We start from the raw sequence: 23833 nt of genomic DNA, 5'->3' as shown, positions 1-23833 counted from the left end.
GGAAGAAGTTGCGATTTGCAGCAACACCAACACCAGCACCACCCAATGCAAGATCACCAGCAAGAAGATGTACGTTCGCACTATCACCAAATTGCGTTAAACCATTAGATAAATTATTTATAAAGCCGTTACTAATAGTAAGCTTTGCATCATTAGCTACAACAAATGAATTGTTATACTGATTACCACCAGCAACACCCGTACCAAATGACATTGTCGCCGCATTTAGAACCAATCTGTCACCAAATACCATCTTGTCATTGATACCATTCAACAGAACAGCACCTGAAAGTTGGATATTAGCATCTGCTAAGTAGGTAATAGAAGCACCACTTGTAGCTGCTGTAAATGTATCATATGTGCTTGTGTATGGATTATATGATGACACAAAATAATCACCAATAACCATTGAATTTGCGGTCAAATGAACATTATTACCAAGCGTGAATATACCAGCATTTGTATTAACTTCAAAATTACCATTATTACTAATGGTTGGTTCATTCGCTAATCCTGTTGATATAGTCCCTGATGTCAATGTGATAACGTAATTATCACCAATTTGAACATTTGCTCCAGAGGTATTATCATATACATAGTTATACTTAGTACCACCAGCTGTAGAACTACTATTTGCAAGCGGTATTTGATACGCCTTGTAGAAACGACCAGCACTGATAAATCCTGCATTTAGAATATTACCAGAAGTACCACCACCAGCTAATATTAAACTATTATTATTACCGTCCAGTGCTATACCACCAGAAAGATTAATAGTCGCACCAGAACCAATAGTTACGTTGTTATTATTCCCAGTATTATACCAAGAATATTGCATCGCCTTTCCGGTTTGAGGATTAAATCCGCTATAATCTTTGGAATAGTTACCAATAGAAATGGTTTTACCATCAATAGTAGCACCAGTACCAATACCTAATTTTCCACCAACACCATCAACTGTAATGGCACCATTAGATCCCAAATAGAAATTAAAAGGATTTCCAGCAGAATCTTTCTCCATGGTTAAGCCACTTTGCGCCAAATTAATAATAGCGTTATTACCAATTGACATTGTTGCAGCCTGTACACCAAGGATAGCCCCAGTATCAGGATCTTGACCGTAACCAACAGACATTGCTAGCGCACGCAAATAAAAATTATTACCAGCAGAAACAATACCACCAGCCTGAGCAGCAAAGTTACCCCAGTTTGCTTTATCTAACGTAACAGAAGTATTATCACTCAAGATAAGAGTAGCAGCATTGTTGGTTGTTAAGTTGCTGTAAGCAGCACCCATACCACCATGAACAAGATAGCTTCCATTTATACCAGCACTGTAATATCCACCAGAACCAATAAAGAAACCACTACCACCCATTACAGCAACATTCATAGTTACATTACTACCAACAGCAACAGAAGCATTCATAAATACCCCAACGTTACCACCAGTTGTGATTTTATTATTATTACCAATGGCAGCTTTAGGAACAACATAACCTGCACGCACGTCACCAATCGTACCCCAGTCAGCGCCAATATCCATAACAACATCATCACCAGTACTAACAGCGTTAGTACGCAAACCAGTAGCATCAGCACCTAAACTGGCACCAGCCTGAGATTTGTCAGCAACACCACCAAGAAAACCAGCAGCGCTTAGGTAGGAACTACTTCCCAAATATAAGGAACGACCATCAGGCGTAAGAGCATTAGCAGTCTCGCCATATGTCAGACCTAAATTACCAGAACCCGCAGAAAATGAAGCAGCATTCCCCACCCAAAGTTGAGCTCTATCACCAACACCAAGCGCAGCACCAGACTGAATGTTCAAACCAGCGGTTTGTTGATAAATTGCACCACCCAAACCAGCACCAACACCAAATGTACCTTGAAATCCAGTGGCAACTTGGTCAGAACCAGCCCAAGTATACAAATTAGCCTGACCAGAAGCAGCAGCAGGCGTCATTGAATTAGCGTTAGCAAGCCAAAGTGATCGTGAAGAGGCAATTGTGTATGTATTTTTATCCTGCGCTGGAGCTGCAGCCCTTGCTGCATACGGTGTAACCGCTGCAGAACGCCCTAATGCACCAGCATAATAGGTTTGATCCAATGCAGACATAACACCTGCTTTATATGCAGATGCAAGAGAATCAGCGCCAGACCCAAGAGAACCAGTAGATGATAAATCAGTAAGCGATGCAGAATCTGCGCTATTTAAAGAACCACCACTAATAGCAGCAGAATCATTCGAACTTCCAAATAGCGCACTGTTTAAAGACGATGAAGCATCATCGTTCGTTGCCGCAATCACTGTTGCAGCTTGATCAATACTTGACGTATTGTTATTTTCGTTTTCTTCAGACATTAAATAATCCTAAAATGAATAATTGACTTATTTTTTTAGTATTTAATTTCTGTATTTATATTTAAAATTATTAAAGTATTATTTATTTATGTAGTCTATATTTTTAGTAAATTGACAAAATCTATTCCGCATCTAAATCAGCTAGAACAAGATCCGCAAATTGTGGAATGCTTAACGCACTACCACCGATATTAACCACTTCAAAATACTCATTCCATTCGCTTTCACGCAAATGCTGGGTAATATGCTTGCTCATTTCAGACAATTCAACTGACCAAACAACATAAAACTCAAAATCTACGACACGAGGAATCTTGCCATCAATCTGCCCCGCAGCAATCAATTGAACTCTATTATCACCTGCCAAAGATGATAAATTTACAATCATACGCTGTAAAATTTGTTCTTTAATCTGCTTTGTAACTTTTTTCCATTTATCTTTAGGGGAAAAAACTTGTGTTACAACATAAGCCATATTGACTTCCTTTTTAAAGCTATAATTGAAAACCTAGTTAAAAATATTAACAAGTGGTTAACCACTTATTAAATAACAGTTAATGATGCTAAAAGTCAATTAGCATTTTACTTTAAGTCGGGTAAACGGCAATTTTCCATTATTTTGCCTGAGAAACGATGCCAGGTATGTGTTTCACCTAGTAAAGTGATCCCTAAATACCCTCGAACTTTTAACTCACCCTTACTTGAAACCCATATCTTAGCATCATATGCCTTTTCGTTTCTTGGATCAAAGATGGTCCCAGACCAACGATTCCCGGATTTATCACGTACGAAATTCTGTAACATCAGAAAATTACACTGAGAGTTCCCTTGCTTTGAGGTCGGGGGCAGAGGTGTTGTATATTGCATTCCCACAAAACGGCCACATAACTTTTGACCGCATACGTAAATTTGAAAAACACCATCATTTTCTTTTGTTGCCCACAAACCAACTTCTACAGGCTGTGATATTTTAATAGGATCAGCAGACTGCTGAGCATTAATGTTACTTAATGAAGCAAAAAATAGGGACATCATAAATATAATACCAGTAATTACGCTTACTTTTTTAAGTCTGGTAAACACCTTTAATCCCTCATGATAATTTATAATTAAAACGAAATGAGATGACTATATATTGTTTCTTTTTAAATTCCCAATAATTTTTGTAACTCACCTGATTGATTTAATGCCATCAAATCATCACAACCACCAATTGCTTTATCATCAATAAAAATCTGAGGAACTGATGTTTTTCCTCCGGAACGATTAATAGCCTCTTCACGTTCTTTCGTCCCTTTGGGTGCATTTATCTCATTAAACGCAACATCTTTTGCTTGTAATAACATGATTGCTCTTTGACAATAAGGACATCCTGGTTGCGTATAAATTTCAATTTTAGCCATCGTAAACTCCTTAAGATATAAAATGATATTTGTTAAAATATAAATAGTTCATCAAGACAAAACAAGTCCCATCAAAATTTCTAGTTATTTTCTATATAATTACACAACTTTTGCTGCCACTAAAAGATCAACTTGTGCAACACCAGCCTCTAACAAAACCGATGTACACTCGGCTAAAGTTGAGCCTGTTGTCATCACATCATCAATTAATAAAATACGTTTATTCTTTATTTTATTTAGATATTTAGGATATGCAATAAATGCATTTTTTAATAAATATTGCCGTTCTTGCTTATTATAATGCCCTAAAACCATTGTCTCTTTAACACGTAATAACCCCATAGGCAGAACTGAAGTTTTACTTATCTTCCCAATCTGCCAAGCTAATAATGCGGACTGATTATATTGACGATGCCTCAATCTTTTTTTATGTAAGGGAACAGGAATAATAATATCTGTTTGAACAATTAAATCTTTAGCACAACGATGCATAAAATAAGATAAAAAAACCAAACTCTTTTGTTGATCACCGTATTTTAACGGCATAATTAGTTTTTTAAAGCCTTCATTATACAAGAAAGCTGCTCGACATTGATGCCAAGGAACCGCTGCAGAAGCACATTCCAAACAAATATAATCTTTACCAACTTCTTCCCAAGAAATAAATGGCCGATTACATGAAAGACAATATGGCTTTTCAATAAAATCAAGATCTTTAAAGCAATCTGAACAAACCCATCCAGCATCAACAACAATTTTACTGCAGATTAGACAACGAGGAGGAACTAAAAAATTCAGAATATGCTCAAAAATGGTAAATACTTTTCTTTTTCCTTATTTAGAATTATAAGAAAGGGAACAAATAAATATTTACTCGCCCATTACATGCAAAGCAACCTCACGAAGGTGAGCTTGCCTCCGATGCTCAAATAAATAAATACCTTGCCACATCCCCAACACCATTTGACGGTTTACAACAGGTATAGAAAGATGTGTCTGAGTTAAAATCGTTTTAATATGCGCGGGCATATCATCTACCCCTTCACTATCATGTAGATAATAACGATTTTCAGGAACCAAATCGTTTAAATAAGATAAGATATCTTGACGAACATCCGGATCAACATTTTCCTGCACTATAAAAGATGCGGAAGTATGCTTGCACCACAACGTTAACAATCCTGTAACAATACCTGTTTTTAAAATCCAATTAGATATTTCTACGTTCAGCATGGTTAAACCTTGACCATGCGTTTGAACTTGTAAAAAACCCGTTTGTTGTTTCATCATAACTACTTTATAAATCCTACAATTGCTTCTGCTTCAGATACAATCGGTTCTGCGATGGCTGATGCTTTTTCAGCACCTTTCCTTAAGATAGCATGAATATGAGCTTGATCTGCCAGTAATTTTTTGGCTTGTTCACGAATTGGTGAAATATGTTGGATTAATACATCCGATAGTGCTGATTTAAAACCACTAAACCCTTGCCCTGCAAATTCTTGTAGTGTCTGATCAACAGTTTTACCTGACATCACAGAATATATCGAAACTAAATTTAACGCTTCCAAGCGATTTTCAAGTCCTTCTTTCTCTGATGGTAAAGGCTCGGAATCACTCTTTGCACGCTTGATTTTGTTAACAATGACGTCATCTTCATCCATCAACTCAATCCGCCCTTGCTCAGAAGGATCAGACTTCGACATTTTCTTGCTACCATCGCGTAGATTCATCACACGAGCACTGGTAGTTGGAATATATCCTTGAACTTCAGGAAAAAAATCCGTTTCATAATCATAATTAAATTTCTGAGCAATATCATTTGCCAACTCTAGATGCTGACGCTGATCTTCACCTACAGGAACACATGTTGCTTTATAAGTTAAAATATCAGCAGCCATCAAGTTAGGATATACATATAGCCCTGCAGACTGTGCTTCTCTATTTTTACCAGCTTTATCCTTAAACTGGGTCATTCTGTTCATCCAGCCAATACGCGCAACACAATTAAAAATCCATGCCAAGCGCGCATGTGCCGAAACGGCTGATTGATTAAATAAAATATGTTTTTGTGGATCAATTCCTGCTGCAACCAAAATAGCGGCTTGCTCAATAATCTGTTTTCTGAGCTGCACGGGATCTTGCCAAACCGTTAACGCATGCATATCTACCAAACAGTAAATACATTCATTTCCCTCTTGAATGTCAACCCAGTGACGAATTGCCCCCAAATAATTTCCTAAATGTGGAATTCCTGTAGGTTGAATACCAGAGAAAACTCTTTTTCCTAACGGTTTAGACACAATAAAACACCTTTATTTTACACAAACAACTTATTTATTACCAGCACCTTTGGTAACGCCGACCAGATGGATTTTAAAGACTAAGGGACTATTAGAAGGAATAACACCCATTGTTTTTTCTGCATAGCCTAAATTCGCTGGAACAAAAAGCTGCCAAGTATCCCCCGGATGCATCATTGGCAAAGCCTCCATCCATCCAGGAATAAGACCATCGACTGGCATTTGCATTAATCCACCACCATGACGATCAGAAGCATCAAAAATCACACCATCGGGTAATCGGCCTTCATACTCAACCAATACCAAGTCTCCTTTGGCTGGAGACGCATCTTTTGGATCGCCTGTTTGAATAACACGATAAGCCAAACCACTGGGTAGTGTTTTCACACCAGACTCAGCTGTTACTTTCTTCATAAATTGATCAGACGTTAATTGAACATCTTTATCACCCGCACAGGCTGCCAAAGAGAAAGCAAAAAATGCAGGAGCCATAAAAGCAAAGAATTTTTTCATGATCGCCAATTCCTATTCACAAAGTTATAAACTGCCGCCGCGACGTCCTGCTTGCGCACCTAGACGTAAACGTAATGCATTTAATTTAATAAAGCCTTGAGCATCAACTTGATTATACGCACCTTCATCATCTTCAAAAGTAACGACGCGCATATCATATAGGCTATTGGGGCTTTCACGACCCATAAGAATCATATTACCTTTGTACAGTTTCAAATGTACGCGCCCATTCACAGAATGTTGGCTTTCATCAATGAGTGCCTGTAACATACGGCGTTCAGGAGAGAACCAAAAACCATTATAAATCAACTCTGCATAACGGGGCATAATACTATCTTTTAAATGCCCAGCTTCACGATCTAATGTAATAGATTCCATGTTTCTATGAGCAAATAATAAAATTGTACCTCCAGGAGTTTCATAAATCCCACGAGATTTCATACCGACAAAACGATTTTCAACCAAATCTAGACGACCAATTCCATTTTCTTTACCCAACTCATTAAGACGAGTAAGTAAGGTTGCTGGTGACATGGCTACACCATTAATTGCTACTGGATCACCAGATTTAAAATCAATGGTAATTTCAGTTGCTTTATCAGGCGCATCTTCAGGAGAAATCGTACGTTGGAAAACAATTTCATCAGGAGCTTCCGCTGGATCTTCTAATAACTTTCCTTCAGAAGAGGAATGCAATAAATTTGCATCAACAGAGAATGGTGCTTCCCCACGTTTATCATGCGCAATGGGAATTTGATTTTCTTCGGCAAATTGCAATAAACGGGTACGAGAAGTCAATTCCCACTCACGCCAAGGTGCAATCACTTTAACATCAGGTTTTAGTGCATAATAAGCAAGTTCAAAACGAACTTGATCGTTACCTTTACCCGTTGCCCCATGAGCCACTGCATCCGCACCAACTTGTTCAGCAATTTCAATTTGACGTTTTGAAATTAAAGGTCGTGCAATAGAGGTTCCAAGTAAGTATTGACCTTCATATAAGGTATTGGCACGAAACATTGGGAAAACATAGTCGCGAACAAATTCTTCACGTAAATCTTCAACAAAGATTTCTTTCACACCAAACATTTCGGCTTTTTTACGTGCTGGCCCTAATTCTTCACCTTGGCCTAAATCCGCAGTGAATGTAACCACTTCACATTCATAATTTTTTTGCAACCAACGCAAAATAACCGAAGTATCTAACCCACCAGAATAAGCAAGAACAACTTTGTTCACCTTTTTTTCTGCCATAGTTTTTCTCTTTTCATATAAAAATCCAGATATTTGCTGATTTTATAGCACTATTCAACAATATTTTAAATAAACATTCTTGGGAATATAGCAGAAATACAATAAATAATTCTATATCGTAATAAATATGGTTTTTATCTAATCATCTGTTTAAGTATACAACATTCAAGCCAGTTTTTTTATATAAATATTAATTAAATATTTATTGCTATATAAATTAAACCACCAAGAATAGTCTTTACAAATTTTCAACTTTATTGAACAGTTATTTTTCGTGAATATATTTATGAAACGGCTATAATAATTCACTTTTTCGCAAGTAATTAACTTACCATTAAAAACAAATTATTAAAAAAATAATTACTCATAAGCTACTTTTATTATAAATAAAAACTATTCCTTTCAAAATTTAATGATCATCTCGTAATGTTTGAAGAACTTTCTCAAAGAAAGTAATTAATTTTTCTTGTTCTATATCGTAATAAAGCACTTCATTATTCGGTCCACCCCATTCAATCGAGTCAGAATAACAAATTATATTTTTGTCGTTATACACTCTTCCCAAAGCAATTTGTATATCACCAATAGGATTTAATGTTCCAACAACCATACCATATGGGTTAAAAACAGAAGAGTGTTGCGCAGAACCATGCTCACCAATTTGACAAGTTGTTTCTGCCATCAACTGGATTTGTTCTTCTATCGATAAACTTTCAGGACAAATCACCTCAAAATCGTATGATAACGCTAAATACTCAAAAACTTCACGACTTTGAAATATACGCTGATGTCGTGTATTAGGGTTGCATAGAGCCCTTGATAAGCACACCCTCCTATATGGTTTCACCCCAGCTTGATAATATTGTCGATAAAACTGACGAACGTATCCATGAAAATTGTAGTTATCTTTTGTTACATAAGACGATAAAAAAACTTTGTTAAGTCTCCATATTTCTTTCGAAAAATCAAATACGATAAAATGATCATCTCTAAGATTAAAAAAATATTTTAATAGAGTCTTTCCCCACTCTGGCGTTTCTTTTGATATAATAAATTTTTTATCGTAAAACTCATTTCCTAAATAATCTTTGATTAATCCTATTCTAGGAAGATCATCAACCAAATAATGTCCATAACAATGAGATCCAGCGTTAAAAGCAATTATACATTCGTCTTCTATAACTTTTGTAATATCATTATTCTTTGGCAGCGGCCATATTCGTTGATAATCGGAATTAAAAGCTAAATTAGATAAATGGGTTTCAAAACTAATAAATTGATTATTTTTACACACCCATCCTAAACCATATAAATCCACATTATCAACCTCCCACACATTTAACGATGGAAGGCTATAAGGTGTTTGAACTCTATTTATAAACTGTGGATTATTATCATGACCTATAATTGTTAAATTATTTGTAGGAGGTACATAAAAATTTTTAGAACTAACCTCTATATTTGGAATTAAAGATGTATGCTTTGATATTTCTTGGCTTCTAAAAGCACCTTTGGCAACCATAAAAGGAAAATCATTTGCACAGGACAAAGATTCTTCTGATATCCCACCATGAACAAAAGCAGTATAAATATCGTCATGCAAAAAATTGATACGAATATCTTTAATATATTGATAGCAAAAAGCGTAATAATCCATAAAGTTAGAATGAAATGCCGACCGACTAAAAAGATTATCATAATCTTGGTCCGCGCCAAAATAATTCATCTCTTCAATCAAGAAATTAAGATGATATAAAATGAATAAATTTCGAGGTTGAGCAAAAATAAATTTTTTTTGAAGCCCCTTATCATCATAAATTAATAAAAAATCTGTATTTTTTATTAATATTTCCAAATTTGATTGAGCAATAGAACATACATCAGCGGAAATACCACCATCAGTATATAATGATGCCATTAGAAAAAAGTCTGATTTAGCTTGGGGATATTGAATATTCTTATATGCAAGCAATGCTTTAGGGCTGCAATAATTTACCAGATATTCTTTTGCTGAATAATCATCATAACATTGATAATTAAAATTTTCATTTTTATTGTAAAATCCAACATTCACATTCACTGAATCTGTATATAAAGGCTTATCAACACGACATTGTCGAATGCTATATAAATCAGATGGTGGCGACGTTGTATTCTCAAAAGAAAACTCAGAAGAGAAATCTATCCCCAATGCGGGATATAACGGTTGAATATAAAAGAAAAAACCCTCCCAACAAGAATCTATTTCACGGCAACATACATATAAAATGCAGTAAAATAGTTTTTTATCAAAAACATTATCGTCTAATAATTTAAGATCAATATTGTTAATGTTGAAAGGTAATAAAACTTCGTTATTTATCAAGCCAGTTACATAATCCTTGACAAGATCTGGCATAAACTGATGAATAAAATCCAAATGCGTATTAAAAAAACAAATTTTTTCTTTTTTTAAATTTTCTTCAGTATTGATAAATAACACAGTAATTCTCTTAATGTTTAAAACTGAATAAATAAAAAGCCAAACTAGAATAATTATTCATTATAAGCTGCCTTGAATCTTTTTAACAACCATTCTCTACAAGTAACCGATGGATATTTAGGAGGATTTTGTTTATCGGAGCATTGTGGTAAACATTGAATAAGTTGATCAGGATGCGGCTCTGTAAAAAATGGCATTGATATACGATCATGACCTGTATTTAATACACGGTGCGACGTACTTTTATAATGATCATTTGTCCACATGGCCATCATATCGCCAATATTCATAACAAACGCACCTTCAATAGGAGGGACATCTATCCATTGATTTTCTTGATTTCGAACTTGCAAGCCACCAATATTATCCTGATATAAAATTGTCAAAATCCCATAATCTGTATGCGCTCCACAGACCACCCTATTACGCTGTTCAGGTAAGCCTGGATAGTGAATTACTCGGAATGTGCTCAAAGACTCATAAAACATCGCATTAAAAAAATGTTCCTCTAGTTTTAAACCAAGTGCTATGATTTTGAACACAACACGCGCTAGCTCTGTCATTTTTTTATAATGTGTTTCAAAAACTTGTGTCCAACCTGGAATTAAAATTTCTGGATGAATGTTAGGGCCACGAAAAGGATCTTTTTTTTGCACCTCGGGATGATCACTGTCTAAATGATATCCCATATCAAACATCTCTTTATAATCGATACTATTTTCTTGATCTAATTGCTCTAGCTCATAACTGCTATAGCCTCTATAAATCTCATTATTTAAAATACTGATTGTTTGCTTTTCTTTCAAAGAAAGATTAAAGAACTGTCGCGAAAGATCTTTAATCTTTTGAATATCATCTCTTGGGATATGATGCCCCGTAATACAAAAAAAACCAGAATTCCGACAGACATAATCAACTTGTTCAGCAATTTTTAAATGTTTATTTTTATCATTTTGGTAGATATCAGAAATATCAATGACAGGAACATATTCCTTCATTTACAAATTACCTCCAAATTAAAAATAATCTTTGAGTATTAAATATGCATAACTTATATCTATTCTACAATAGATAAAAACAAACGATCTTCATGAAAGTTACTGAGTTAACATTTCTTCTAATGAAACAGAAAATTGCCCTGGCTTTAAAGGCTGTTGTTGCGAAGCATCTGGTGCCCACCCAGTCAAAATAGCAAAATGTAGTGGCATTTTGAATTCACCCTGCTCCTCTAATCGAGCAAAATAATGCGCTATCAAAGCACGATTGGAAAATGTTTTTTTCTGTTCAACTAACGCATTTGTTTCACCAGAGAATCGTAAATCTTGCATCAACCCCACAGCGGATCGATATACCAACTCGACTTCCTCCTTATCCACCACAGGTAATGCAAATCCCACTCGTTGCATTAAAGTTGCACAAGCTCGCAAGTCAGGAAAAGGTGATACTCGAGGAAAAACACGATCACTTAATTCAAGCTCTTCCTCAGCCATAATATCCCTTAACATGGATAATGTCGGTAAAATCGGTATAGCAGCCAAGAACAAACCATCAGGACGCAAAATATTCTTTATTTGAATCAACGCCCCAGGAAGATCATTAACCCAATGTAAATTAAAAGACGCAACCACTAAATCAAAGCTTTGTGCTTTAAATGGAAAACACTCTTCATCCATACAAACAGATGTTACTTTGTTTAAAGATACTAATCGTTGTGATAAATCACCAGAAACAACACTCATTCCTCTAGATTGCAATACTGGGGCAATTACACCTCGTCCCCCTATTTCCAAGGCATCCTTAAAAGGACGCTGAATATCATCTAAACGATCTAATAATCGTTCGGCACAGGCTTCAACAATGCCTCGCACCGCTTGAGAGTGACGTGCTGCTCTATCACGATGATATCGAACAAGCTTGCGATTAAATAAAACAGGTACTGTCATCTTATATGCATATCTCTAATATCAGTAAAAACAAGGCTAATAGTAACGCACAAACAAATAAAGGCGCAACCTTTCACAGTTACACCTTTACCAAAAATAATCTTAAAATCTAAAACTAGATTTTTGGAAGCTCTACGCCAGAAGCACTAAGCTGAGACTTTAACGCATCCTTTAGCTTTTCAAGACCATCCCCTGTTGTGCTTTCAGCCCTTGCCACCAAAGACGCTTGAGTATTGGAGGCTCTAAGCAACCACCAACCGTCTGGCGTATTCACGCGCACGCCATCGATAGTTACTACATCAGCTTTTTCCGCTTTTAAACGCTCTGCAACTTCTTGAACTACACTAAATTTACGATCATCCGCACAATCGAAACGGATCTCAGGAGTTGAGATTGCTTTTGGCAGAGATTCTGTAATTTCAGAAAGAGGACCTTTTAAACGATTCACAATATCCAAAGTTCTTATTGCAACATAAAGCGCATCATCAAAACCATACCATTTATCTGCAAAGAAAATATGACCCGACATTTCTCCACCCAACAAAGCTTTGGTTTCAGCCATTTTTGCTTTGATCAAAGAATGCCCTGTACACCACATCAATGGATTGCCACCAGCTTTTTTAACTTCTTCAAATAAGATTTGACTGGCTTTAACATCAGCAATAATTGTGGCACCTTGATGATCAGGTAAAATATCACGGCTATACACAATCATTAATTGATCACCCCAAAGAATATTACCTTTGTCATCAATGACACCAATACGATCAGCATCCCCATCAAAAGCAATCCCAATATCGGCCTGACGGGCAGCAACTTCATCTTGTAATTGCACTAAATTTTTAGGAACTGTTGGATCTGGACTATGTGCTGGGAAATTCCCGTCAATTGTACCATTTAATATAATATGCTCGCCTGGCAATTGCTGAACAAGTTTAGTTAATACTTCACCTGCTGCACTATTGCTGTTGTCCCAAACAACTTTTAACTTACGATCGGTAACACCAAAATCTTTTAATAAACGTGTTACATACTCATCAACAATATCGACTTTGCGAACACTACCAATGCCTTCTGGAACAACGTCCCCTTTGGAAACCTGCACACCTAACTCTTGGATTTGTTTACCAAAAAAAGATTTTCCAGCCAGCATGAATTTCATGCCGTTATATTCTTTTGGATTATGGCTAGCGGTGACCATTACAGCACCATCCGCTTCCATCGTTGTTGCAGCATAATACAACATTGGGGTTGGGCCACGTCCGATACGAATAACCTCTAACCCACATTTTTTAAGTCCGTCAACTAAAGCGGCTTCTAGATCAGGAGAACTTACACGGCCATCATAGCTAACAACAACTTTTTTACCATTATTGCGAATAACTAGACTACCAAATGCACGTCCAATGGCATAAGCATCTTCGATAAAAAATGTTTTATCATAAACTCCACGAATATCATATTCCCGTAAAATGCTTGTATCAATATTACGTTGATGTTCCATTATTTTTCACCTTCATGTGCATATTTCCTTAGGATTTGACGCATAGATGATGCTAGATCAGGACGTTGCAGCGCAAAAGCAATTTGAGCTTCTAAGAAGCCAGCCTTACTTCCACAATCATACCTCGTACCTTCGTAACGCAACCCGTGGAACGGCATCTTACCAATCAACTGTGTCATAGAATCTGTTAATTGCACTTCATTACCTGCACCACGTTCCATTTTGGAAAGATAAGCCATAATGTCTGGTGACAAAATATAACGACCAATTACAGATAAATTAGAAGGTGCATCTTCTGGATTTGGTTTTTCAACAACACCAGAAACTTTAACTAAATGCCCATCATCGGCTGCAACGTCAACAATTCCGTAACTAGAGGTCTTTTCTTTAGGAACCTCTGAAACCGCGACAACGTTTCCACCATACTGATTGTAAACTTCGACCATTTGAGATAAACAACCACGTTCACCCAGGATCAAATCATCAGGCAACAATACCGCAAAAGGGTCATCCCCTACGAATGTACGTGCACACCAAACTGCATGTCCAAGTCCCAAAGGATCTTGTTGCCTCAATGCAGTTAATGATCCTGCCTGAATACTTGAGGGTTGTAATGCTTCTAATGCTTCTTTTTTACCTTTTTGACGCAACGTATCTTCTAATTCATACGCAATGTCAAAATAGTCAATTAAAGAATCTTTACCCCGTGCCGTAATTAAACAAAATTGTTCAATTCCAGCGGCTCTCGCTTCATCAATCGCATATTGAATTAATGGACGATCCACAACAGGCAACATTTCTTTAGGCATAGACTTGGTAGCAGGTAAGAAACGCGTGCCAAATCCAGCAACAGGTAATACAGCTTTACGTAGAGGTTTAATCACAGAATTGTACCTTAAGTTAACTTTTATTTATTTCTAGACATATATCAGAAGCCATAGATATTTTAAAGGAATTTACTTTTATCGTTTAAACTAAAACCCTATAATTATGTCATAAGCATGTTTATTGAAGTATTTTATAAGCTTTACAAAGATAATAATGAGTGAAATATACAACTATTTTTGTTTAAAAGCACTATTATTTTCTCTATAAACCAAGTTAAAATGACAAACCAACTTATAATATTCATAACCTTTATTTCACTATCAACAAAATAAAGGTTAAAATTAATTATAACGATTGCTTAATAGCAATCATGGCTAAATTAACGATACCACGTGCTGTTGTGCTTTCTGTCAAAATATGTAATGGCTTTGTGGCACCAAGCGTAATTGGGCCAATTTGCAACGCATCCCCTACAACACGGCTCAACGAAAGACCGATACTTGCAGAATCCAGACATGGCATAATTAACAAATTCGCATTTCCTGTTAATGGAGAATCATCAACCAAACGGCCACGAACAATAGGACTTAACGCAGCATCCCCTTGCATTTCTCCATCAATTTCTAAACTCGGATTCTTTTCTTTAATGATCGCTAATGCTTCACGCATTTTCTCAACAGAACCAGAGCGCGCAGTGCCAAATGAAGAATAAGAAAGCAATGCAGCCCTTGGTGGCAAACCAAACTTTGATACAGCTTCAGCAGCTAATAAAGTTAACTCGGCAATATCAGACGCAGATGGGTGCAAATGTAAATATGCATCCCCCACAAACAAAACAACATTAGATTGAATCAATGCAGAAATTGTATAAAATTTCTTTACATCTGGACGTTTAGGGATGATTTTTTTTAGATATTTATAATGTCGATACCACTCACCATACCCACCAATCAAAGAAACATCAACATGCCCCTCTCTTAACAACATCGCAGCCATAACTGATTTTCTGCGATATAATTGCTCATAGGCTAAAGAAGGTGGAATTCCTTGCCTTTGTACTAAATTTTTATAAGGTTCTTCTAAAGATTTTAATAATGGATCATCACGATTAGGCTCAAAAACACCGACATGCTCATCCACTTTCAAACTAAGACCTAAACTTTTGATTTTAGCTTGGATCCGCTCTTTATTTCCAATAACATAAGGTTTAGCCAGATTATCATTAACCAGCGTCTGTATTGCACGTAATACACGATCATTTTCACCCTCTGAAAAAACAATCTTTTTTAACTCAGGTTGTCTTCTTACGGCTTCGAAAACAGGTTGCATCACCTGACTGCTTCGAAATACAAATTCTTGCAAATGATCTTTATAAGCTTGAAAATCTTCAATAGGTTGCGTTGCGACACCACTATCCATTGCTGCTTTTGCTACGGCTGGTGCAATTTCCAAAATCAACCTTGGATCAAAAGGTTTTGGTAATATATATTCAGAACCAAAAGAAGGAGCCGCACCACCATACGCAGCAATAACCGCTTCATTAGCTTCTAAAGTTGCTAATTTTGCCAAAGCATAAACTGCAGCATGCTGCATTTCCAGATTAATTTCTTTTGCTCCAACATCCAGAGCACCACGGAAAATAAATGGAAAACACAAAACGTTATTTACCTGATTAGGATAATCTGAACGTCCGGTTGCAATAATAGCATCTGATCTTACTTTTTTAACCTCGTCAGGTGTAATTTCTGGCTCTGGATTTGCTAATGCTAGGATGATTGGTTTTTCTGCCATATGTTCAACATATTCAGCTTTTAAAACCCCAGCAGCAGAAAGACCAAGAAAAATATCAGCGTCTTTCATCACTTCTTGTAATTTACGTGCATTGGTCTCTTTGGCATAACGTGCCATATTTTCTGGCATATTTGGATCACGACCTTTCCAAACTACGCCATCAATGTCTGTCAAAGTCACATTTTCGACTTTGACACCCATGCCAACCATTAAATCAACACAAGCCATCGCTGCAGCACCAGCACCAGAAGTAACCAATTTTACATCTTCTAGCTTTTTGTTTTGAATACGCAGTGCATTGACCAAAGCCGCCGTTACAACAATCGCAGTCCCATGTTGATCATCATGAAAAACTGGAATGTTCATACGTGACTGTAGATTTTTTTCTATTTCAAAACATTCTGGTGCTTTAATATCTTCAAGATTAATCCCACCAAATGTCGGCTCTAATGCTGCAACCACATTACAAAAATGATCAGGATCTGTTGCATCAACCTCAATATCAAAAACATCGATACCAGCAAATTTCTTAAATAAAACAGCTTTGCCTTCCATTACAGGTTTCCCCGCCAAAGGCCCAATATTTCCTAAACCCAGAACAGCTGTACCATTAGAAATAACAGCAACCAAATTCCCTCTGGCTGTATATTTGCTGGCTAATGAAGGATCTCTTTGGATCTCTAAACATGGAGCTGCTACACCAGGAGAATAAGCCAAAGACAAATCACGTTGTGTTGCCATTCTTTTAGTTGGCGTAATAGTTAACTTACCTGGCTTTGGATATTGATGATAATCCAAGGCTTCCTGTTTAAACTTTTGATCCATTTTATTCCTCTATCGATATTTAAAATTCAAGTCTTTTACTATAAAACTAATATAGACATCTTAAAACAGATAAAAGAAAAGGAAAATCAATCTTTTTTGAGAAATAAAAATATGGTGCGGTCGAGAAGACTCGAACTTCCACGGGGTTGCCCCCACAAGCACCTCAAGCTTGCGCGTATACCATTCCGCCACGACCGCACATGACAAACCATTTAATATAATGGTATCATCTCATGTGTTTTCTCTATAACCGATCAAAAGATTTCATGCAATGCCCTTTCCACCTATAATTTTACAAAAAAGCAAAAAAATTATCTCTTACCTTAACGCCTCAGAATATATGCAAAATTATGTTCAAGGTATCTATGATCAAAAAAAGCCAGAATGCTTATGGTTTTTAGAGCATTCCCCATTATATACAGCAGGAACTTCGGCTAAAGAACAAGATTTAATTAATACTCAAAACTATCCAACATTTTATACAAATCGCGGTGGGCAATGGACATACCATGGGCCTGGCCAGCGTATTATTTATATTATGATGGATTTACGCCAAGATCATCAAGCCTTCCCCCCAAGGGATATTCATGCCTTTGTAAATGCCATTGAAGATTGGATTATTTTAACTTTAAAACAATTTAATATTCATGCAGAGAAAAGGTCGGATCGAATTGGTTTATGGGTCATTGATCCTGCTACTCAAAAAGAAGAAAAAATTGCTGCATTGGGAATAAAGCTAACTAAGTGGATCAGCTGGCATGGAATTGCATTGAATGTTTCTCCTAATTTAGAAGATTATTCTGGTATTATTCCCTGTGGATTAGCTGATTATGGAGTAACAAGCATGAAAAAGCTCGGGGTGCATTACTCTATGGATGAGGTTGATCAGGTTTTACTTGAACAGTGGAGCCATATTTTTCCACATTCTTTACAAGAAAATAATATTTTCTAATAAACAGCAAACAAAATGAACAAACAATTTTATTCGCTTTTGATTTTATTAACTATTTTCATATGGAACAATAATAATATTGCTTTATCAAAAGAGAGTAAAATCAATATATCACAACTAAAAAAACAGGCAAAGCGAGGCGATGCAAAAGCTGAAAATGCACTTGGAGATTATTATGATTCAATTACTAGAATGCCTGTTAATGAAGGATGTTTTCCCTATAATCGTAGACAAACAATAAAATACTATACCAAAGCAGCACGCCAAGGTTACACCAAAGCACAAAAAAGCCTTGGCATGCTATACACACAACTTCCTTGCTCTGAATATGATAAAGGGATTTATTGGTTAAAAAAGATTGCTTTTAAAGGAGATGTTGAGGCTCAAATGCGCTTAGGTTATGTATATTATATGACCAGTAACGTAATAGAAGAGACAATATTTTGGTATGAAAAAGCAGCTAAATTAAATAATACAACGGCTATGCTTGAGTTAGGAAGAATATATGAGAAGTATGATTACGATAAGGCAATTTATTGGTACAAAAAAGGTATGGCTTTAGGAAATGCTTATAGTTCTTTTGGACTGTGTAATTTATATTTTATGTCCCAAGATACACCAGAAGAAGAAATTAAACGTTATAAAGAAAAAGGATTAAATAAAGACAATAAAAAATCAGATAAATACTGCTTAATTTCTGCCAATCAGGGTAAGGCAGAAGCTCAATTTACTGTTGGTGCGCAATATATGACAGGCAGGCGCGTTCTCAAAAACGAAAAAAAAGCCATGGAATATTTTAAGAAATCATGCTTACAAAAATATGATATGGGCTGCGATGCCTATCATGGCAAAATGAATTTTAATGATGTCACTTATTAAATGTTATGACTATTGTCACTAATATCAAAAAGAACCCTATAAGCTATTAATACTCGTAATCAGAGCTATCCCTAAAACAAGCTTCTTGCGCTCTTCTCAAGAGAAAAGCACAAAATATTATATTGTTTTACATCATTATCCTTGTCCATCAGGGTAAGCAAAGTAAGATGCTGGAACCTGAATCCCTTCTTGGATATTCTCAAGATCCATAATACTGCGTCGCTGACGCACATCAACGGCTTGCATTTGTTTTAAAATCAACAAACCTTTCTGATCAATAAATAATAATGTTAATAGTCCCTGCGACGGATTATCTGAGCTGGCCAGTGAAATTTGCAAGAAACCATTTTTATGCTGAATATTTGTTACTAAAATAGGTTTAGATAAATGTACAGGCGTTTTTAACATCAATCCTAATGGATTACGTGATAAACCAATATGAGTTACTGATTGGTTACTAAAATCCTTGGCAACCATGCGTTTATCCTTAGCCACTACAATCATTGGCGCAGGATATTCATAATTTAAACGCAACTTCCCTGGCTCATACACAATGCGTCCTGTGGATTTTCCACCATCAGGCCAAGTTTGTGTAAACTGCCCCTCAAACCCTTTAGGATTGTTTAAATAAGATTCGACTTGAGTAATTGCTGTTAATTCACATGTTGGACGCAACTCTTGCCCATTTTGACACGCGGCCAATAACATTGGCAACAAAAGCAATACGCTTCTTCGCATCCACTTCATGTTTTTTCCTTTTATTTAATTCACATATAATGCAATAAAATAATATTTAGCACGATCATAACTGCAATCAAATATAAGAAAAATAAATTTTATAAGTATATATTAAATTATTATAAATACACTCAACCACTTTATAATAAATCACTGTATAACATGAACAGATATCCCAACTGCTTGAATGCTCAAAACAAACAGATTGTTCATAGATTTATTAAAAACCTATTTTAATTCACCATTAAATAAATTGTAATAACCTAGAATTTTGTATATTGAAGCATACATATAGTTATCGTTATTTATAATTCTGATTTTCCTAATATTATTTTTATAAATTAACATGATAAGATAGCTTTATATTCTAAACCCACTTTATTATCATATTTTTATCTAGAATGAACGCTCAAAAAAAACGTTTTCGTGCCTTTGACCCTGATCCAGATTGTCCAGATCATAAATGTTGTGACATGCCCAGTTGTGACCAACTTGCAGGATATAAAGCCCCGAAATCACGTCAAAAATTAAATGAATATTATTGGTTCTGTTTAGAACATATTCGCGAATATAATAAAAATTGGAACTATTGTAGGGGTATGACCCCTGCCCAAATCGAACAGCATCTTAAAGCCTCCACCGTATGGGACAAACCTTCTTGGAAACTTGGGCAACTAGGAAAAACAGACTTTTTAAAAGAACAATATTTCAGAGATTCTTTGGGAATATTTAAAGACCATCCAGAGTTTAAACAAAAACAATCACAGCAAAATAAACCACAAGCGCCTAAAGAGCTGATAGATTCCCTTCAAACATTAGGATTAACTTGGCCTCTCTCTTTGCAAGAACTAAAGAAACAATATACATTACTGGCACGCCAATATCACCCTGACACAAATCACAGAGATACAAGTTTGACCGAACAATTTAAAAATATCAATGCCGCATATTCACAATTACGCTCTCATCTGGTGAATCCTGTCAAAATATGATCTAGTTTATCCTTAATGACTCACACAAAAGACTTAAAATAACCAAAGGACTTTTAAAGAATGACTGAAAAGCCTGTACATCCAATACAAGTTACAAATGCAGACCTTCCACCTACTTCTGTTCTTTCTGAACCCGATGTTGAATTTAACGCCAGAAAAACATTCAATATCGACCTTGATATGCAAGTCCCTGGATTTTCAGTTAAAACATCTTTGGTTCCTGATTTAGACCCCAGCTATTGTTTTGATAAAGAAATTACCCAAGCCATCTTGGCTGGATTTCGTTACAATCGACGGGTTATGGTACAAGGCTTTCATGGCACAGGAAAATCTTCTCATATCGAACAAATTGCTGCCCGCTTAAACTGGCCTTGCGTGCGCATTAACCTAGATAGCCATATTTCTCGTATTGATCTGATTGGTAAAGACGCTATTGTGCTGAAAGATGGCAAACAAATCACTCAATTCCAAGAGGGTTTACTTCCTTGGGCTCTAGAAAATCCTTGTGCCTTGATCTTTGATGAATATGACGCAGGCCGCCCCGATGTTATGTTTGTAATACAACGTGTTCTTGAAGCCGAAGGTAAATTAACGCTGCTAGATCAAAATAGAGTTATTCGTCCTAATCCTTTTTTCCGTTTATTTGCCACTGCAAATACAATTGGATTAGGGGATACAACAGGGCTTTATCATGGAACTCAACAAATTAACCAAGGGCAAATGGATCGTTGGAGCATTGTCGCGACCTTAAACTATCTGCCGCATGAGCAAGAAGTTAATATCATCATGTCTAAAATGCGTGTAACCAAAGAAGATCAAGAAGCAACAAAAATGATCAATTCAATGGTAGCATTGGCAAACTTAACCCGCACAGGCTTTGCAACAGGTGAGATCTCTACGGTGATGTCTCCACGAACCGTCATAACCTGGGCCGAAAATTTCGAGATTTTCAAAGATCTTGCAATAGCTTTCCGTCTGACTTTCCTGAATAAATGTGATGAGGCAGAGCGTTCAACTGTTGGGGAATATTATCAACGCTGCTTTAATATCAATCCCCTTAATGCTGATTTTACTTAAGTTTATAACCAGGAGGAACCTATGTCAGAAGAGTCCAAAACACCCAAATCTGAAACTCAAATTCCTCCCGAAAAACCTGATAGGAACACCTATAATCCCGAACGTTTCAAACAAGCTACTATTGGGGTTATTCACGCTCTAAGCGGCAAGCCTGATACCAATGTTCACTTTTATTCGGCATCTTCTTTGCGTAATCAAAATCCGCAAAATATCATTAACCCCAATAATGTACATTTACCCTCCCCCCCTGAAATTCGTGATCCTATTATGATGAATCAACTTAGGGGGGCGGCTGATGCAGTTGCTTTACGGTTAAAATTTCATAATCCCAAATTGCATGAAGCAACACAACCCACCATCTCTGATGCCAAAGTAACCTTTGATGCATTGGAGCAAGTCCGCGTTGAAGCCTTGGGCAGCCGTTATATGCAAGGGGTAGCAGCAAACCTACGCTCTGTTGTAGAGTATAATAGCCATGCCGAAGGACATGCGCAGATGGACAAAGCCGAACAGCTTTCTCCTCAAACTGCATTGGCATTACTAGCCAGAGAAAAACTAACGGGTGAACCTGTTTCCAAAACATCAAGGCGTATTGTGCAATTATGGCGTAACCGCTTAACTAAAAGTGGTGAAGATGCACTTGAGAAAATGTTACAGCATATTGATAATCAAAAAGACTATGCTGCGGCATCTCAACAACTCTTAACCGCATATCAGCTTATGGAAGATCTAGAGGAAAAAGAACAAAATTCCTCCAGTGATCAAGAAAATGAAGATTCTGACAATTCTGATACTGCCGAAGACCCTGCTACAGAGGGGCAACCTGAACCACAAGAACAAGATCAGCCCGAAGAGCAAGCACCACAACTGGCTCAAGGCATCAATAGTGATGAGCAGTCTGATTCAGAAGAAGGAGAAGGCTTTGAAACGCAGGATACTCCTGCTGGCCCCAAAGAAGGAGAGCTCCCACCACTCAGTGAAGTTGAAGATGATAATTATCACATCTATACCAAACAATTTGACGAGATTATTTCAGCAGATCAAGTTTGCAACGCAGAAGAGCTAACCTATTTGAGGCAGCAACTGGATCAGCAACTTCAAACAATGCAAAATATCATCGCAAAACTTGCCAATCGTCTGCAACGTAAGTTAATGGCACAACAAAGAAGACGCTGGAATTTTGATCAAGAAGAAGGGTTGCTTGATGCTAGCAAATTACCGCGCATTATTACGAACCCAATGTATTCGCTCAGCTACAAATATGAGCAAGAGACAGAATTCAAAGACACAGTTGTAACGTTGTTAATCGATAATTCTGGTTCAATGCGCGGTAAGCCTATTACAATTGCTGCAATGTGTGGAGATATCTTAGCCAGAACCTTGGAACGTTGCGCTATTAAAGTGGAAGTTTTAGGGTTTACTACTCGTGCATGGAAAGGCGGTCGCAGCCGTGAAGAGTGGCTGAAAAACGCAAAACCTGCACAGCCTGGACGTTTAAACGATTTACGCCATATTATTTATAAATCTGCTGATCAGCCTTGGCGGCATGCACGCAAAAATCTAGGTCTTATGTTACAAGAGGGTTTACTCAAAGAAAATATTGATGGAGAATCTTTGCATTGGGCTTGGCAGCGCCTTCGTGCACGCCCAGAAAAGCGCAAAATCTTGATGATTATTTCCGATGGCGCACCCGTTGATGATAGTACATTATCAGCAAATAACCCAGAATATTTGGAAATGCATTTACGTCGTATGATTACCCGTATTGAAGCTCAACCAGATATCGAACTAACTGCTATTGGAATTGGGCATGAGGTTACCCGTTACTATCAAAACGCCGTCACCATCACCAACGCCGAACAACTGGGTGGTACCATGATGCAAGAACTAGCAGCTTTGTTTGATCCCAAAAGTAAAAAATAAAGTAGCGATATCATTTCAAAGTATAATAACAGCTTATGGTTGAATAATCATTCACCTA

At 36.6% G+C, this 23833-nt stretch carries 21 protein-coding genes, 1 tRNA gene and 1 pseudogene; 5 read left to right on the top strand and 18 right to left on the bottom strand.

Annotated features, from left to right (window positions below; all coding sequences use genetic code 11):
- The 17 genes and pseudogenes from COMX_RS09885 to COMX_RS09810 form a co-directional block, all read right to left on the bottom strand.
- A partial coding sequence (locus COMX_RS09885; RefSeq protein ID WP_034340826.1) for a beta strand repeat-containing protein occupies positions 1–2368 on the bottom strand: 2368 nt, incomplete at its 3' end.
- 121 nt (positions 2369–2489) lie between these two features.
- Positions 2490–2843, bottom strand: coding sequence for a DUF6616 family protein (locus COMX_RS09880; protein WP_034340823.1), 354 nt, complete (start codon positions 2841–2843; stop codon positions 2490–2492).
- A 107-nt stretch (positions 2844–2950) separates the two neighbouring features.
- Positions 2951–3403 (bottom strand): DUF2147 domain-containing protein, encoded by a 453-nt coding sequence (locus COMX_RS09875; protein WP_152534209.1) that lies wholly within the window; start codon positions 3401–3403, stop codon positions 2951–2953.
- A 110-nt stretch (positions 3404–3513) separates the two neighbouring features.
- A complete protein-coding gene (grxC, locus tag COMX_RS09870) occupies positions 3514–3771 on the bottom strand; it encodes a glutaredoxin 3 (protein WP_034340820.1) in 258 nt (85 codons plus the stop codon).
- A 99-nt stretch (positions 3772–3870) separates the two neighbouring features.
- Positions 3871–4398 carry a ComF family protein gene (locus COMX_RS09865; RefSeq protein WP_051462108.1) on the bottom strand — a complete coding sequence of 176 codons (528 nt, stop codon included), beginning with the start codon at positions 4396–4398 and terminating at the stop codon, positions 3871–3873.
- 3 nt (positions 4399–4401) lie between these two features.
- A pseudogene (locus COMX_RS11460) lies at positions 4402–4569 on the bottom strand (double zinc ribbon domain-containing protein); the annotation flags it as partial.
- A gap of 72 nt (positions 4570–4641) precedes the next feature.
- Complete coding sequence (locus COMX_RS09860; protein ID WP_034340843.1) at positions 4642–5058, bottom strand: secondary thiamine-phosphate synthase enzyme YjbQ; 417 nt, start codon at positions 5056–5058, stop codon at positions 4642–4644.
- A gap of 5 nt (positions 5059–5063) precedes the next feature.
- Positions 5064–6074, bottom strand: coding sequence for a tryptophan--tRNA ligase (trpS, locus tag COMX_RS09855; protein ID WP_034340813.1), 1011 nt, complete (start codon positions 6072–6074; stop codon positions 5064–5066).
- Between the two features lie 30 nt (positions 6075–6104).
- Entirely contained in the window at positions 6105–6587 is a 483-nt protein-coding gene (locus tag COMX_RS09850) for an FKBP-type peptidyl-prolyl cis-trans isomerase (RefSeq protein WP_051462107.1), read from the bottom strand.
- A gap of 24 nt (positions 6588–6611) precedes the next feature.
- Positions 6612–7841, bottom strand: coding sequence for an argininosuccinate synthase (locus COMX_RS09845; RefSeq protein WP_034340810.1), 1230 nt, complete (start codon positions 7839–7841; stop codon positions 6612–6614).
- Positions 7842–8250: 409 nt separating this feature from the next.
- Positions 8251–10323 carry a glycosyltransferase family 61 protein gene (locus COMX_RS09840; RefSeq protein WP_034340808.1) on the bottom strand — a complete coding sequence of 691 codons (2073 nt, stop codon included), beginning with the start codon at positions 10321–10323 and terminating at the stop codon, positions 8251–8253.
- Between the two features lie 53 nt (positions 10324–10376).
- Positions 10377–11321 carry a 2OG-Fe(II) oxygenase family protein gene (locus COMX_RS09835; RefSeq protein WP_034340806.1) on the bottom strand — a complete coding sequence of 315 codons (945 nt, stop codon included), beginning with the start codon at positions 11319–11321 and terminating at the stop codon, positions 10377–10379.
- A gap of 99 nt (positions 11322–11420) precedes the next feature.
- The gene (locus COMX_RS09830; RefSeq protein WP_034340804.1) at positions 11421–12266 is read right to left on the bottom strand and encodes a class I SAM-dependent methyltransferase; all 846 of its coding nucleotides are present in this window, start codon (positions 12264–12266) and stop codon (positions 11421–11423) included.
- Positions 12267–12381: 115 nt separating this feature from the next.
- Positions 12382–13770, bottom strand: coding sequence for a phosphoglucomutase/phosphomannomutase PgmG (gene pgmG, locus COMX_RS09825; RefSeq protein ID WP_034340801.1), 1389 nt, complete (start codon positions 13768–13770; stop codon positions 12382–12384).
- A complete protein-coding gene (gene galU, locus COMX_RS09820; RefSeq protein ID WP_034340799.1) occupies positions 13770–14654 on the bottom strand; it encodes a UTP--glucose-1-phosphate uridylyltransferase GalU in 885 nt (294 codons plus the stop codon). Before galU ends, pgmG begins: the two co-directional genes overlap by 1 nt.
- 289 nt (positions 14655–14943) lie before the next feature.
- Positions 14944–17214, bottom strand: a complete 2271-nt coding sequence (locus COMX_RS09815; RefSeq protein ID WP_034340797.1) for an NADP-dependent malic enzyme — start codon at positions 17212–17214, stop codon at positions 14944–14946.
- A gap of 112 nt (positions 17215–17326) precedes the next feature.
- Positions 17327–17412: transfer RNA gene (locus COMX_RS09810), tRNA-Leu, on the bottom strand.
- A 73-nt stretch (positions 17413–17485) separates the two neighbouring features.
- Here COMX_RS09810 and lipB point away from each other — a divergent pair.
- Together lipB and COMX_RS09800 are read left to right on the top strand one after the other, a co-directional pair.
- Positions 17486–18166, top strand: a complete 681-nt coding sequence (gene lipB / locus COMX_RS09805; protein ID WP_034340794.1) for a lipoyl(octanoyl) transferase LipB — start codon at positions 17486–17488, stop codon at positions 18164–18166.
- Between the two features lie 15 nt (positions 18167–18181).
- Positions 18182–19045, top strand: a complete 864-nt coding sequence (locus tag COMX_RS09800) for a tetratricopeptide repeat protein (protein WP_034340791.1) — start codon at positions 18182–18184, stop codon at positions 19043–19045.
- A gap of 135 nt (positions 19046–19180) precedes the next feature.
- Here the strand turns inward: COMX_RS09800 and COMX_RS09795 are convergent, their stop codons facing one another.
- A complete protein-coding gene (locus tag COMX_RS09795) occupies positions 19181–19792 on the bottom strand; it encodes a LolA family protein (protein WP_051462106.1) in 612 nt (203 codons plus the stop codon).
- Between the two features lie 392 nt (positions 19793–20184).
- Between COMX_RS09795 and COMX_RS09790 the strand changes: the two genes are divergently transcribed.
- Genes COMX_RS09790 through COMX_RS09780 form a run of 3 tightly spaced genes read left to right on the top strand, consistent with a single transcriptional unit; the run spans position 20185 to position 23775 of the window.
- The gene (locus COMX_RS09790) at positions 20185–20775 is read left to right on the top strand and encodes a J domain-containing protein (RefSeq protein WP_034340788.1); all 591 of its coding nucleotides are present in this window, start codon (positions 20185–20187) and stop codon (positions 20773–20775) included.
- A 60-nt stretch (positions 20776–20835) separates the two neighbouring features.
- A complete protein-coding gene (locus COMX_RS09785; RefSeq protein WP_051462105.1) occupies positions 20836–21852 on the top strand; it encodes an AAA family ATPase in 1017 nt (338 codons plus the stop codon).
- Between the two features lie 21 nt (positions 21853–21873).
- Complete coding sequence (locus COMX_RS09780) at positions 21874–23775, top strand: cobaltochelatase CobT-related protein (protein ID WP_034340785.1); 1902 nt, start codon at positions 21874–21876, stop codon at positions 23773–23775.
- Positions 23776–23833: the final 58 nt, after the last annotated feature.

Origin of the sequence: Commensalibacter papalotli (ex Servin-Garciduenas et al. 2014) (assembly GCF_000527695.1) — a bacterium.
In the GTDB taxonomy this organism is placed as follows: Bacteria; Pseudomonadota; Alphaproteobacteria; order Acetobacterales; family Acetobacteraceae; genus Commensalibacter; species Commensalibacter papalotli.
Note: the sequence above shows the minus strand (reverse complement) of the source record. Positions and strands in the feature narration are given on the sequence as shown.